This window comes from Micromonospora sp. CA-248260 (assembly GCF_050942205.1).
Classification (GTDB): Bacteria; Actinomycetota; Actinomycetes; order Mycobacteriales; family Micromonosporaceae; genus Micromonospora; species Micromonospora antibiotica.
Genome location: NZ_CP192021.1, coordinates 1,939,787 through 1,953,814, shown reverse-complemented (window position 1 = coordinate 1,953,814; position 14,028 = coordinate 1,939,787). Strand labels below are relative to the sequence as shown.

General features: G+C 72.3%; 8 protein-coding genes. 1 reads left to right on the top strand and 7 read right to left on the bottom strand.

The window, feature by feature from the left end:
* Positions 1-122: 122 nt before the first annotated feature.
* From ACQP2H_RS08955 to ACQP2H_RS08925, 7 genes are all read right to left on the bottom strand, one after another.
* Positions 123-1,157 (bottom strand): 2-oxoacid:ferredoxin oxidoreductase subunit beta, encoded by a 1,035-nt coding sequence (locus ACQP2H_RS08955; RefSeq protein ID WP_208569860.1) that lies wholly within the window; start codon positions 1,155-1,157, stop codon positions 123-125.
* Positions 1,147-3,027 (bottom strand): 2-oxoacid:acceptor oxidoreductase subunit alpha, encoded by a 1,881-nt coding sequence (locus ACQP2H_RS08950; protein ID WP_433233496.1) that lies wholly within the window; start codon positions 3,025-3,027, stop codon positions 1,147-1,149. Before ACQP2H_RS08950 ends, ACQP2H_RS08955 begins: the two co-directional genes overlap by 11 nt.
* Positions 3,028-3,054: 27 nt before the next feature.
* Positions 3,055-3,900, bottom strand: a complete 846-nt coding sequence (locus ACQP2H_RS08945; protein ID WP_219468984.1) for an alpha/beta fold hydrolase — start codon at positions 3,898-3,900, stop codon at positions 3,055-3,057.
* Positions 3,901-4,087: 187 nt separating this feature from the next.
* Positions 4,088-5,002, bottom strand: a complete 915-nt coding sequence (locus tag ACQP2H_RS08940) for an NAD-dependent epimerase/dehydratase family protein (protein ID WP_357538012.1) — start codon at positions 5,000-5,002, stop codon at positions 4,088-4,090.
* Positions 5,003-5,148: 146 nt separating this feature from the next.
* A complete protein-coding gene (locus ACQP2H_RS08935; RefSeq protein WP_357538010.1) occupies positions 5,149-8,331 on the bottom strand; it encodes an ATP-binding protein in 3,183 nt (1,060 codons plus the stop codon).
* 128 nt (positions 8,332-8,459) lie between these two features.
* On the bottom strand, positions 8,460-12,164 hold the full coding sequence (locus ACQP2H_RS08930) for a hypothetical protein (protein WP_363822978.1): 3,705 nt from the start codon (positions 12,162-12,164) through the stop codon (positions 8,460-8,462).
* 25 nt (positions 12,165-12,189) lie between these two features.
* Positions 12,190-12,621 (bottom strand): hypothetical protein, encoded by a 432-nt coding sequence (locus ACQP2H_RS08925; protein WP_219468973.1) that lies wholly within the window; start codon positions 12,619-12,621, stop codon positions 12,190-12,192.
* Positions 12,622-13,002: 381 nt separating this feature from the next.
* Here ACQP2H_RS08925 and ACQP2H_RS08920 point away from each other — a divergent pair, with 381 nt between their 5' ends.
* The gene (locus ACQP2H_RS08920; protein ID WP_219468970.1) at positions 13,003-14,022 is read left to right on the top strand and encodes a class 1 isoprenoid biosynthesis enzyme; all 1,020 of its coding nucleotides are present in this window, start codon (positions 13,003-13,005) and stop codon (positions 14,020-14,022) included.
* Positions 14,023-14,028: the final 6 nt, after the last annotated feature.

The window sequence follows — 14,028 nt, the reverse complement described above, 5'->3', positions numbered from 1 at the left end:
ACGGTGGGGTCGGGAAGCGCCGGTGCCGACGTCCCGGTCGGTGACGATGTCGGGCCGGTCCCCGGCCCGCACGGTCCGGGGACGTCCTCGGCCCCGCCCGTCTCGTCTCCGGTGCACGGCGATCAGCCGATCGTCCAGGTGTCGCCGCTGTCGAGCAGTTCGGCGAGCATCCCCGTCGGATCGTGCGGCATGGTCGCGGTGGCGTGCGCGAGCTGCGTGCGTACGGTGTCGTCGTAGCAGGGCCGGTCGATGGCGCGGAACACGCCGACCGGGGTGGTGCCCAGGTCGGAGCCGGAGAGCCGGGTCAGCGCGAACGCGTACGCCGGGTCGGTGACCGACTCGTCGTGCACCACGATCTCGCCGGCCGGCACCTCCGCGGTGCGGCGTACGACGAGCCCGAAGCCGCCCGGCGGATGCGTGACGCAGAACCGGCCGTCCGCACCGAACCGGATCGGCTCGCCGTGGGTGAGCCGGATCAGGTGGTCGTCGCGGACGTCCGGGTCCTTGAGCGGCGCGAAGGCACCGTCGTTGAAGATGTTGCAGTTCTGGTAGATCTCGACGAACGCCGAGCCGCGGTGGGCCGCGGCGGCCCGCAGCACCGACTGCAGGTGCTGACGGTCGGCGTCCAGGGTACGGGCGACGAAGCTCGCCTCGGCGCCGAGCGCCAGCGAGAGCGGGTTGAAGGGTGTGTCGGGCGAGCCGACCGGCGTCGACTTGGTGGTCTTGCCCAGCTCGGACGTCGGCGAGTACTGCCCCTTGGTCAGGCCGTAGATCCGGTTGTTGAACATCAGGATCTTGAGGTTGACGTTGCGGCGCAGGGCATGGATCAGGTGGTTGCCCCCGATCGACAGCGCGTCGCCGTCACCGGTGACCACCCAGACCGACAGGTCGGGCCGGCTGACGGACAGGCCGGTGGCGATGGCGGGGGCACGCCCGTGGATCGAGTGCATCCCGTAGGTGTCCAGGTAGTACGGGAAGCGCGACGAGCAGCCGATACCGGAGATGAAGACGATGTTCTCGCGCGGGATGCCCAACTCGGGCAGGAACCCCTGCACCGCGGCGAGGATGGCGTAGTCACCGCACCCGGGGCACCAGCGGACCTCCTGGTCGGAGCGGAAGTCCCGGGCGGTCAACGACAGGGCGACCTCAGGCATCACCGATCACCCTCTCGAAGACGTTCGCCAGTTCGCCGGTGGTGAACGGCGAACCCTCGACCTTGGTGTGGGACACCACGTCGACCAGGTACCGGGCGCGCAGCACCCGGGCGAGTTGACCCAGGTTCATCTCGGGGACGACCACCCGGTCGTAGCGGGCCAGGACGTCGCCGAGGTTCGCCGGCAGGGGGTTCAGGTGCCGCAGGTGGACCTGCGCCACGGCAAGTCCCCGTCGGCGCAGCGCCCGGCAAGCCGCCGTGATCGGCCCGTACGTCGAGCCCCAGCCGAGCACCAGCACGCGGGTGTCCGGGTCCGGGTCCTCCACCTCCAGGTCGGGCACCGGGATCGACGCGATGCGGGCCGCCCGGGTGCGGACCATGAGGTCGTGGTTGGCCGGGTCGTACGAGATGTCGCCGGTGCCGTCCGCCTTCTCCAGGCCGCCGATCCGGTGCGCCAACCCCGGGGTGCCCGGGACCGCCCACGGCCGGGCCATCGTCTGCGGGTCCCGCAGGTACGGCAGGAACCGGCCGTCCGGGCCGTTGGGTTCCCGGGCGAAGCTGACCCGGAGGTCGGGCAGCCGGGACACGTCGGGCAGCAGCCACGGCTCGGAGCCGTTCGCCACGTAGTTGTCCGACAGCAGGATGACGGGGGTGCGGTAGGTCAGCGCGATCCGGGCCGCCTCGATCGCCGCGGCGAAGCAGTCCGCCGGTGTCGCCGGGGCGATCACCGCCAGTGGCGCCTCGCCGTGGCGGCCGAACAGCGCGATGTCCAGGTCGGCCTGTTCGGTCTTGGTCGGCATCCCGGTCGACGGGCCGGCGCGCTGCACGTCGATGACGACCAGCGGCAACTCCAGCGCGACCGCCAGGGAGATCGTCTCACCCTTGAGCGCCACCCCCGGCCCCGAGGTGGTGGTCACCCCCAGCGCCCCGCCGTAGGAGGCGCCCAGAGCTGCGCCGATCGCCGCGATCTCGTCCTCGGCCTGCATGGTGGTGATGCCGAACCGCTTGTGCTTCGACAGCTCGTGCAGGATGTCCGAGGCGGGCGTGATCGGGTACGCGCCGAGGAACACCGGCAGCTCCGACCGGACGCCGGCCGCCACCAGGCCCAGCGCCAACGCCGCGTTGCCGGTGATGTTGCGGTACCGGCCGGGCGGCATCGGGGCCGGCGCGACCTCGTACCGGACGGTGAAGTCCTCGGTGGTCTCGCCGTAGTTCCAGCCGGCCCGGAAGGCGGTGACGTTCGCGGCGGCCAACTCCGGGCGGGTGGCGAACTTGCGTTCCAGGAACCGCAGGGTCGACGCGAACGGACGGGCGTAGATCCAGCTCAGCAGGCCGAGCGCGAACATGTTCTTGGCCCGTTCGGCGTCCCGCTTCGACACCCCCGTGTCGGCGAGCGCGCCGATGGTCAGTGTGGTCAGCGGCACCGGATGGACCTCGTACCCGTCGAGCGAACCGTCCTCCAGCGGGTTGGCCCGGTAACCGACCTTCGTCAGTTGGCGTCCGGTGAACTCGTCGGTGTCGACGATGATCGCCGCGCCGCGCCGCAGGTCGGCAAGGTTCGCCCGGAGCGCGGCCGGGTTCATCGCGACCAGGACGTCGGGTGCGTCGCCGGGGGTGAGGGCGTCGGAGGCGGAGAAGTGGAGCTGGAAGCTCGACACGCCCGGCAGGGTGCCGGCGGGCGCCCGGATCTCGGCCGGGAAGTTGGGCAGCGTCGCGATGTCGTTGCCGAGTTGGGCGGTCTCCGAGGTGAACCGGTCCCCGGTGAGCTGCATCCCGTCGCCCGAGTCACCCGCGAAGCGGATGACCACCCGGTCGAGCTGCCGGACCGGAGCCTGTCCCGTCGCCGCGCCGGTCGTCGTCGTGTCGTGCACCATCGTCGTCATGGTCTCGCCTCCCGATCGTCAGACGCCGAAACTGGAGAGCACCTCGCGCAGCCGGGCGGCGAAGGCGCGGGGGTGGGTGGTCAGGCCGGCGTGCCCACCGGGGAAATCCGTGGTCGCCACCCCGAGGTGGGCCGCGAGGCGCTCGGCGGCGACGTAGCCCCACACGCCGTGCGAGTCCTGCCCGCCGGCCGGGACGACCCGGGTCGGCGAGGTCTTCATCGCGTCGAGATCGTCCATGTCGAGCCGGTAGTCCCGGAACGCGGGCAGGTCCCGGGCCAGGAAGAACTCGATGTTCGCGGTGCGCCGCTCGTCGGGTGGGGACATGGTCACCCCCGGCTCGGTCTCCAACCGGCGGAAGTCCACGCCGTTGAGCGCGCCCAGACGTAGCAGGGCCGGCAGGCCACCGGTGCCCCGGTGCAGCTCCTCCGCCTCGTCCAGACCGGCGTTGACCGTGCGGCACATGTCGTCGGCCAGCAGGTCGAGGATCGGCGGCTCGTGCGTGACCAGCACCCGGACCTGTTCCGGGTGCCGGGTGGCCAGGTGCAGCCCGGTGAGGCCGCCGATGCTCGAACCGAACACCGCCGCCGGCTCCGAGGTCACCTCGGCCAACAGCCGGTGCACGTCGTCGGCGTGGGTCTCCACGGGCACCGGACGGCCGTCGTCGGGGTCGATGACGCTGCGCGACAGGCCACGCCGGTCGTAGGTGACCACCGTGTACGCGTCGGCGAGCTGCTCGACCAGACCGGCCGCCCGGTCGGCGTCCCCGTCCCCGCCCTGGAGTATCAGCAGCACCGGCCCGGAACCACAGATCTGGTAGTACAGGTTGGCGTCCGGAACCCGAAGCGTGCGACCGATCTCACTCATACGCCCGATCGTCGCGGGCGGACCTAACGCGAACCTTGCGTGTGGCTGTAGCACCCCACCCGCCCGACGCGGGCCATCCTGCGGCGTGCCTGGGCGGCGGCGGCAACGTCCGATGCGCGGGCATGCCCACCGGCAGCGCACCCGGCGGTGGCGTGCCTGACCCCGGCGCCGCCGGGCGGCGGCGTGTCTAGGCGGTGGGGGCGAAGGTGGCGCGCAGCGCCGGTTCCAGCGACCGGCCGGTGGTGGGCGTGATGAACAGGTCGGCCAGCAGCAGGTCGGCGAGGTGGGTCGGGTTGAGGCCCGCCTCCCGGCGCGCGAGACCGTGCAGCAGGCCACCGCAGCCCAGCGAGGCGCGGACGACGGGGGCGGGCAGGCGGCCGACCCGACGGGGACGGCCGACCGCGTCGGCGATGCGGCCCATCATCGCCGCCCAGGTGAGATTCTCGTCGGCGACCGGGACGTCCCCGCCCCGGGCCTGTTCGAGCGCGTCGACGGCGACCTCGGCCACGCTGCGCGCCGAAGCGGCGGCCGTTCCACCGACGGGAACCGCCAGCGGTGCCCGGGACCGTGCCCACCGGTCGAGCGGACCGGCCCAGTTGGGCAGCCGGTCGCCGGTCCGGCCGAACACGAACGGCAACTCCAGCACGGTGACCGGCAGATCCGGGCCGGCGGCGGCCCGTCCCTCCCGGGCCTGTTCCCACCGACACCGAATGTACGAGTGGCGGGTCGTGAGACGCCACTGTGGATGCAACCGGTCGAAGTGGGTGTAGTAGGAGCCCATGACGACCCCCCGGGTGAGCCCCGCCTCGCGGGCGGCGGTGAACAGGCGCACCAGCGGGTCGACGAGTTCCCGACGCAGGAGCGGGTGGATCGGCCGGGGCAGCACCCGCTGCTCGTCCGCCCGGGTGGCGAGGACGACCCCGTCGTGGCCGGCGAGCAACGGCCGGAGGTCGTCGATCGCGGCGGACTCCAGATCGAGCAGGTGGTCGACGCCCGGCTGGGCGGTACGGGCCACCGTGGTGACCGTGTGGCCCCGCCCGCGCAGCACCCCGACCACATGGGTGCCGATCAGGCCACTGCCGCCCACCACGAGAATTCTCACGTCCCATCGTCCACTCCGGACGGGGCGGCTTGTCAAGCGGTGCACCGCCGCGAGGTGCTGTCAGGTGCCGAAACCGAACGGCACGTAGCGGTCACCGAGGACGTGCCGGAGGCCGTACGGCAGGATGCTCGCCACGATCGACGCCGCTATCGCGTGGGCAGGGTCGCCAGTTCGGCGAGGAGCCGTTCGGCGCGACGGGTGTGCAGGAACGCACCCCGCTCGGCGGACACCGCCCGTGCCTGCTCGGCGGCGGCGGTCACGACCTCGACCGGCTCACCCTGGGCCCGCAGGAGCCGGGCCCGCAGCAGGAGCAGCAGCCCTTCCGGATGGCGCTGACCGCAGGACTCCAGATAGAAGTCGGCCTGGTCGAGCGCCGTCGCGGCGGCGTCGACCGCCCCACCGGCGATGAGCATCTCGCCGAGCAGCCCGTGCCAGGCGGCGACGTCCGAGCGGGGCGGGTCGAGCAGGTGCGAGGCGATGAGCTGTCGCGCCCGGTCCGCGTTGCCGATCGGGTCCCGGCCGGTGACCGCCAGCGCCCAGTAGCGGGCCAGCCGCTGGTAGGTGCCGAGGAAGACGAAGGAGAACCCGGGATCGACCGCGATCCCCCGCCCGGAGGCGCGCAGCGCCAGCACCGGATCGCCGACGATCACCGCGATGCGGGTGGCGGCGCACGCCCACACCGTGACCATGTACGGGTCCTCGCCGGCCAGGTCTTCGAGCCCGTCGAGCAGGGCCCGCCCGTCCGCCACCGCACCGTGCAACGTGGTGACCTCGGCCAGCATCGCGGCCATCAGCAGCTGGAGGTCGTGCCGCACTGGGTCCCCGTCCCTGCGCGGGATGTCGAAGATCATGTCCCGGGACCGGTCGAGCCAGCGGATCGCCTCGCCGATCTCCCCGTAGTCCCACTGTTGCAGGCCCCAGGCGTGCAGACCGCAGGCGAGCACCCACGGATCGCCGGACTCCTCGCCCCGGCGCAGCAGCCGGCGGGCCAACGGGGCGCTGCGGTCGAGCTCGATCGCCTGGACCAGGGCGGCCCAGCGGGAGTAGAGGAAGCTGGCCGCCTCCCGTTCCAGGCCGAGGCCACAGGCCAGGTGTTCGGCCCGCTCCAGCAGGTCGGTCACCGAGAAGCCGTACATCGACCGCATCCCGAGGACCGCGGTGAGCTGGGCCAGCGCGGCCAGCTCCCACTCGGCGAGGCCCGCGCCGCGGGCCACCTGCACCGCCGCGCGCAGGTGTCGCTCGGCGACGTCGAGCGCCGACTTGCCCGCCGCGTGCCGGCCCGCGCGGATCAGCGCCCGGGCCGTCCGGGCCGGCTCGGCGAGCAGACCGGCGGACCACAGGTGGTGCGCGAGGCGCTCGGCCACCGTCTCGGCGTCCGGCCCGCCCCGTTCCAGCGCGTCCGCGATGCGCAGGTGCAGCTGCCCGACCTGTGCCGGTCGGGTCGTCGCGGCCACCGCCTCGCGCACCAGGTCGTGGGCGAACCTCAGCGAGAACGGATCGGCCGGCCGGCTCTCCAGCATGCCGAGCGCCTGCACCGGTTCCAACCGTTCGAGGCAGCCGTCGAGGTCGAGGCCGGCGGCGCGGGCGAGCAGTCCGAGTTCCACGTCCCGGCCGATCAACGCGGCGATCCGGAGCAGGTCGCGGGCGTCGGCGTCCAGCCCGGCCAACCGGTCGATGACCACGTCTCGTACGGTGGCCGGCACGCCGGCCCGCCCCCGGGGCCGGTCGTTGAGCAGGCGGGACAGCTCCCGGACGAAGAACGGGTTCCCGGCGGTGCGGGCGAGGATGCCGCGGGTCGCATCGGGGGTGGGCACGGCACCGGTCTCCCGGCGGATGAGTTCGGCCACCTCGGCTTCGTTGAGGTTGCCGAGGATGATCCGCTGGTGGCCGGGGAGCCGGCTGACCGTGGCGAGCATCCGGGACAGTGCGGAGCCAGGGGTGGGGGCGCGGTCGCGTAGCGCACCGATCAGCGTGGTGCGGTCGGGCAGGCGGGCCGCGAGGTGGCTGACCAGTTGGAGTGACGCACTGTCAGCCCATTGCAGGTCGTCGAGCACGAGCACCATCGGCCGCTGCGCCGAGGCCGCCGCGATGATCGCGACGACCTGCTCGAAGAGCCGGAACGGGAAGCCGTTGTCGGGCAGCACCGGCGCGGCGAGGACGTCCCGGCGCGGTTCCAGGAGGCTGCCCAGTTCCCGGCCGACCGAGGTGTGTCGTTGCCCGGCGGGCAGCCCGTCGAGGACGGCGCGGATGGCCTGCACCCACGGCCACATCGAGGGGGCGCCGCCGCCCTCGGGGCACTGCCCCCGGACGACGAACGCGCCGCGCTGCTCCGCCTCTGCGGTGGCCTCCCGGAGCAGCCGGGTCTTGCCGACCCCGGGCTCGCCCTGGACGACCACGAGCGCGGTGCCCCCGGCGAGGGCCGCCGTGGTCGCGTGGTGCAGTGCCGCAAGTTCGCCGGCCCGGCCGACCAGGCCGCCACCGGTCGGGGCCTGCGGCGGGGGTGCCACGGGCGGCACCGACCGCGTCGACGCCGGGCCGAACGCCCGGTGGTAGGCCTGCCCCAGGGCCGGGCCGGGGTCGACCCCCAGTTGCTCGGCGAGGTCGGTGCGGACGGCCCGGAACACGGCCAGTGCCTGCTCCTGCTGACCGGCGGCGGCCAACGCGGTGACCAGGCTCGCCTGCACCGGCTCGTGCAGAGGTGCCATCGTCGCCGCCAGGCGCAGGGGGGCCAGCACGTGGTGCGGCTGCCCCAGCGAGACGGCCAGATCGGCGGCGACGACGGCGGCGGCGAGGAACTCCCCGTCCAGCGCCGCGAAGAGGGCGACGGCACCCGGCCGGTGCACGTGCCCGTCACCGGCCGGCCCCCGCCACAACGCGAGCGCCCGCAGGTATGCGTCGAGGGCGGCCCCGCCCCGCCCTCCGACCCGGTGGGCGTCGGCGGCCACGACGTGCTCGCGGAAGGCGATCAGGTCGAGCATCTGCGCCGTGGCGGACAGCCGGTAGCCGGTCGGGTGCCGGTGCAGGTAGGAGCCGACCGCGCGGGGTGGTAGCTCGGGCTCCAGCAGGCGGCGCAGCGCACCGACATACTTGTGGATGACGTTGAGCGCGGTCGCGGGGGCGTCGTCTCCCCAGACGAGGTCGATCAGCTCGGTGGCGCTGACCGGCCCACCGGCGCGGGCCAGGAGCAGGGCGAGCAGGTAGGCCCGCTGGCGGGGGCCGGGGTCCAGCTCGACGCCGTCCCGCCAGGCCCGGAGCGGGCCGAGGATCTGCAGTCGCAGTGCGCCTGGCGACCGGATCCGGTGCTCGCCCCCGACGCCCTGTCCCGACATCAGCCCCGCCACACCTCGGTACCCCCGGCCGTCGACGACATCGACGGCCTTCAGCTTACGCGAAAGGCCGCAATGCCGACCGGAGAGCAGGGCGCGCCCGAGGCGGTGGCCGGCTGACCGGGCGTCACTCACCAACGCCAGCCGTCGCGCCCGTTGTCCGGCACGGACTCCACGCTCAGGTGCGCGTTCAGGCCGTGCCCGGTCAGGTAGGTCTGGACGAGTTGGCCCTGCACGACCGTGTTGTTGTAGATGCTCATCGAGGTGCTGTCCTGGTGGACGCACCAGAGCTGTCCCTCGCTGTGCGGGTCGTAGTCGTCGAGCACGACGTGGGCGCCGGGCCGGGGCAGGCCCCCGTCGGGGGTGGACGTCAGGTACTCGTCGCCGTGGAGCAGATAGAAGCACCGGTCGGCACCGCGCTGCCCGGCCGGCACCGGCTGCCACTCCCTGGTGCCGGTCGTGGTGGGCAGCAGTTGCACCGGCCGGCCCTCGACGCCGTCCGGGCCGGCCACCCCCAGCTCGGCCTCCGTGCCGGCGGGGGCGGTGACGGGCAGGATGTCCCGCCGCAGTTCGAGGTCCGTCGAGGAGGAGAGGAACCACCGTTGGTACGGCGAGTCGGTCGCGTCCCGGGCGGCCAGCAGGAAGTCGCCCGGCAGCGCGGTGAGCGCCTGGCCGGTCAGGTAGTTGAGCAGGGTGTACGTGCCGTCGCCGTTGCTCACCGGCCGCCACAGCTGGGCCAGCGACGGTGACCAGCCCAGTGCCGCGCGGGCGTCCGGGGCGGCGTCGGCCAGGCCCAGGTAGCGGTCGTCGGTCGAGTTGCCCTCCCGTACCCGTTGCAGGCGCAGGTGACCGGGGAACTCGTTGTCCCCTTCCAGCCGCCACTGTTGCGCCCGCGACGGGTCGTACGCGGTGTCCACGACCAGCGACCCGCCGTTGGGTTCGGCGTCGGCCACCCGGGTGGTGGCGGCGTTGCGCAGCAGGGCCTGGCCGGGCCTCGTCGGCGTGGACAGCGGCGGCACCTGCGCGGCGGCGCGCAGCTCGAAGCCGTAGGTCACCGGGTGGTGGTCGGAGTTGGTGATCGTCGTCTCCGTGTGGGCCTGGAAGAGCCGCGGCGCACCGTTGCCGAAGGCGGTGACGGCGTAGTCAAGCGTGCGTACCGGCCCGAGGGTCGGGTGGGTGTTGCCGTCCGGGGCCATCACGCCGTACTGGTTGGCCGGCAGGGCGTTGCGCAGATCCTGGGGCTCACGGTTGAAGTCACCGAGCACGATCCACTCGTACGGGCCGTTCGGGCCGGGGTTGTTCTGGATGTACGTGCGGATGTTCGCCAGCGTGGTCGGGATGTCGTTGCCGGCGCCGTTGCCCGACCAGCCGTGCACGGTGAAGAAGAACGTCTCACCGATCCGCACGCCGAGTGCCGGCCGGGCGCCCGCCTGACCGGGGACCAGGGCGATCTGGTCGGCCCGCTGGGCGGTGGCGATGGCCAGGTTGACCCGGTTCGGGCCCTGCGTCGAGGTGTCCGTGTTCAACCAGTACAGGTGACGGGTGGGTTCACCGAGCAGGGTGCCCAGGTAGTACTCGTACACCGGAGGGAAGACACCGTTGTTCTGGAACACGTTCTGGGTGTACTGGCCCCGCTCGTGCGCGCTGCCGGCCGGTGGCGACCCGGCCTCCTGGAGCGCCACCGCCAGCGCCCCCGCGCTGAGGAAACCCGTCACGGTCGCGTACTTGTTCTCGTAGGTGCCGCCCGCGCTGGAACCCGCGCCCTGCATGTTCCAGGTCACGACCGTCCGGCGGTTGCCGTCGCGTGGTTCGAGTTGGCCGACGTCGCGCAGGAACAGCGACGGCCACCGTTCGCCGGTGCGTACCGCGACACCCTGGCCGGCGTAGTTCACGGTCTCCCGGCCGGACCAGTCCTTGATCGCCGTACCGCCCTGGCTCAGCGGGGTGAACGCGCGCGGATTCGCCTGGTCGGACCCGAACTGGTAGATCGCCTCCGCATCGGCGCCGTCGCTGGAATACGGCTCGTAGGGCAGGTAGGGACCACCGGCGACGGACTGTTTGATCATCGTGTTACGGTGGAAGACGTTCTGCGGGCCGGACGCGCCGGACCACTTGATCGCCTTCGCCGCCGCCGCCCACCAGATCGGGAACCAGGTGCCGTCCTCCAGTTCGCCGCCCTCGCCGCCGCAGTTGGCGGTGCAACTGCCGGACCGGTGCTCGTACGGGACGCGGACGGTGTTGCCCTCGAACAGGTTGTAGCGTTCCCAGCCGCCGTGCAGGTTGAGGTCGGAATCCAGGTCGTTGCCGAACGCCACGTTGCCGCTGGCCGACCACTGGAACGTGAAGTGCCGCAGGTTCCGGCTGGTGTTGTAGGCCCACAGCGAGTCCCAGACCCGGCTGCCGCGCAGGTAGCCGTTGCCGCCCTTGCCCTTGTTCCACGCCCCGTCGAACGTGTTGTGCTCGATCTGGAGGTTGCGGGCGACCTCGGTGACGATCGGGTGCGAGCCGGTCATCGACCCGGCCAACCCACGCGCCCAACTGTTCGCGGCCCACTTGAAGGCGATGCCGTGCATGGCGTACTCGGGGGCCAGGTTGCCGTAGTTGTGCACGGCGTCGGTCGGGCTCGGCTGGTAGACGCCACCGAGCAGCTTGGGCAGGCCGGACATCTCCTGGGAGAACGCGAAGTTCTCGAAGCCGACGCCCTCCACCGCACGCAGCGGGGTGATCTTGCTGGTGTAGACGTTGCCGGCGATCGGCGCGGAGCCGTCCGAGGTGGAGTCGACCGGCGCGTCGTACTCCAGCGGGCGGTCCAGGGTGACGGTCTTCGCCGACGTGTTCACGGCGGTCGCCCGGAACATCTGCTGGCGCATGTGCAGGTTCTCCCGGGTGCCCGGGTCGTCCGGCGCGAGCCCCTGCTGCTCGTAGAAGCGCAGGCTGTTGGCCACCCCGACCCAGACGTAGCCGCCGACCCGGAAGCCGTCCATCTTCGCCTTGGCGTCGAGCCGGATCACGTTCTGCCCGGCGCGGGCCGAGAACCCCGGGTCGGTGGAGGCCGATCCCAGTTTCTGGCCGGAGGCCCAGTGCTGGTTGATCGAGCCCTCGAACAGGTCCTTACGGTTGGCGGGGGCGGCGGACCACTCGTCGGCGTACCGTTCGGCGACCTCGCGGGTCTGCACCTTGAACAACGCCCGGCCCGGCCAGATCCAGCCCCCGGTGCCGGTGTCCGGTGCCGAGCCGAACGTCATGGTGTCCTGGTTCCACCGGCTGCCGTCGGCGGTCAGCGTGTCGTACCGGGTGTTGACGTCCGGCCGGAACACCACCCGGGTCCCGCCGCTGCCCGCGCCCTGGCCCCGCAGCACCAGGAAGTTCGCGTCGACGTAGATCTGCCGGGAGATGTCGATCCGCCCGGCCGGCAGCGCGATCAGCGAGAGCCGGCGGGCGTTGCCCGACGGCGAGCAGTTGGCCTTGATCCGGTCGATGGCCGACTGGAGGCCCACGCTGTCGTCCACCGAATCGTCCGCGCGGACCCCGAACTCACCGGCCAGCCGGGCCGGGTCGATCGTGCAGGCGCCGCCGGCCAGATCACCGTCGGTCGGCAACGACTGGCCGCCGAGATAGCCGACCCGGGACCAGTCGGGCATCCCGGCGACCCCGCCGATCCGGTTGCCGGCGGTCAGCTCGGCATCCCCCGCGACGCCCGCCACCAGCGACGCCGCCCCGCCTGTCGACGGCGGCACCCCCGCCGGCCGGGCCGCTGCCTGCGCCGACGACGGCGGGGGCACGGCGACCGTCGCGATGAGCAACAGCCCCAGCAGTACGCGGGCAGCGCGGACCATGAACGTCTCCCCTGTTCCGGGTGGGTCAGTACCGGTAGTAGTGCGCGTCCTTACGGCCACCGGAGGCGGTCGTGCCCTCGGCGGCGATGCCGATCCCGGTGACGCCGTTGTAGAACGTCTCGTACTTCCGGTTCGGGCCGATCACCAGGAAGGTGTCGGTGCTGGTGTTGAAGTGCCCGACGACCGAGATCAGGGTGGCCTCGCTGCCGGTCGGCACCGGCCCCCACCAGCAGTCGGCCCCCGGGTCGAGGACCGGGCCCAGCTGCACGGTCTGGTTGTTGAGGGTCAGGTATTCGAGGTGCACCCGGTAGTTGCCCCAGGGGCAGAGCTGCACCCACCCGTCGCGGATGGTGGAGGCCGAGGCGGGCGTCGTCGGTGCCACGACCAGCGCGACCGCGCCGACCGACGCGACGACCGTCGCCACCGCACGACGGAACTCGAAACGCTTCGATGTCATGCCAGGCAGGGTAGGTCGCCCCAGTGGACAGACAGTGAATCCCCGATTCAGTACGCCGCACCACCGGACCACCCGGCACAATCGGTGACGGAGAAGCCGAGAGTGGTCGTGGCGTCCCCCAGCTCACGACCGGGCCGTGTGCTGACCCCCTCCGGCCCGCGCCGAGGTCACCACTGCGAACCGGCGCGTCATCAGCCGAACACACCCGGTGATGTTCTTCGATAGTGTCGACACATGCCCCACAGTCGTGAAACAGCCCCTAGGCAACGATCGATCCCCGCAACGCACTCGCACCGGCCGCCCGGCAGGCACGGTGGCCGGCGGTGACGGGTCCAGAATCATCAGGGCCGTCCCGGTCGGCTCGGCCCGAGTGCACCGGCCGTGTCCACTGAGGTCGTCGCGGTACTGCGTCTCGCGCCACTGGCGCTGGGTTGGCCGGGCGTGTATCGGTTCGTCAGACGCGACGTCGACGGGATCATCGAGGTCTTCGACCGGACGGTGGGGCCGATCATCGACGCGAGCATCACCGGTGTGGGCCGACGACGGCAGATCTCGCGGATCCTGCTGGGCACCAGTGTCAAGGTGTGTCTGGCCATGTCCGGCTACGCGCAGGCCACGGGCATCGCCTTCCGGGCCGACCGGGCCGTGCTGGGAAGCTCCTTCACCCGGGTGTACGATGACCTGTTCGACAACTTCCGCGCCCCTGACCTGGACGAGCGGTTGACGGTCCTGTTCGACGGCGGTTCCTTCCAGCCACAGTCGGATGCCGAGACGATGCTGTTGGGGCTCTACCGCGCCATCGAGACGGTGCTGCGGCACGAGGATTCCGCACCGGTCCATGCGGCGCTTCGCCGGATGCACCGGTTCCAGATCCAGTCGCGGCAGCAGCGTGGGTCCGTCGTCTCGGGGCAGGCCCTGCGGCGCATCACCCGCGGCAAGGGCGGGCTCGGCACGACAGCGCTCTTCGGGCTGCTCCGGCCGGCGCTGCCACCGCTCGACCAGCGGCTACTCGTGGAACTCGGCGACGTCCTCCAGGTGTTGGACGACTACCACGATGTGGCGCTGGACCGCGCCACCGGCGTGACCACCGAGGTGACGCTGGGATCGATCACCCTGTTCGAGACCGGCCGACGAATCGGGCACCTACGCCGGGAGTTCCGCCACCGGTACCCCGGGGGCAGCCGTGACCGACTGTTCGGAATGCTGTTCATGATGCTGGCGGGTGGGCTGGTCCATCACCTGATCGACCGGCACCGGCAGCGAGCCGGCACCCTCGCCCGCCCGCGTCTCCCCGCAGCGGAACCCGACCCCACCGATCGCCGGCCCCACCGGTTGCTCTTCTGGCCGGCAGGGAACATCGGTCCCGTGGCGGAGAATCCCCATGCCGATGACAGCGGCTGACGCGCG

Excerpts from the sequence above, each read along its gene's own strand:
- ACQP2H_RS08945 (WP_219468984.1), bottom strand. The coding sequence starts at position 3,900 with ATGAGTGAGATCGGTCGCACGCTTCGGGTTCCGGACGCCAACCTGTAC.
- ACQP2H_RS08925 (WP_219468973.1), bottom strand. The coding sequence starts at position 12,621 with ATGACATCGAAGCGTTTCGAGTTCCGTCGTGCGGTGGCGACGGTCGTC.
- ACQP2H_RS08930 (WP_363822978.1), bottom strand. The coding sequence starts at position 12,164 with ATGGTCCGCGCTGCCCGCGTACTGCTGGGGCTGTTGCTCATCGCGACG.
- ACQP2H_RS08935 (WP_357538010.1), bottom strand. The coding sequence starts at position 8,331 with ATGTCGGGACAGGGCGTCGGGGGCGAGCACCGGATCCGGTCGCCAGGC.
- ACQP2H_RS08950 (WP_433233496.1), bottom strand. The coding sequence starts at position 3,027 with ATGGTGCACGACACGACGACGACCGGCGCGGCGACGGGACAGGCTCCG.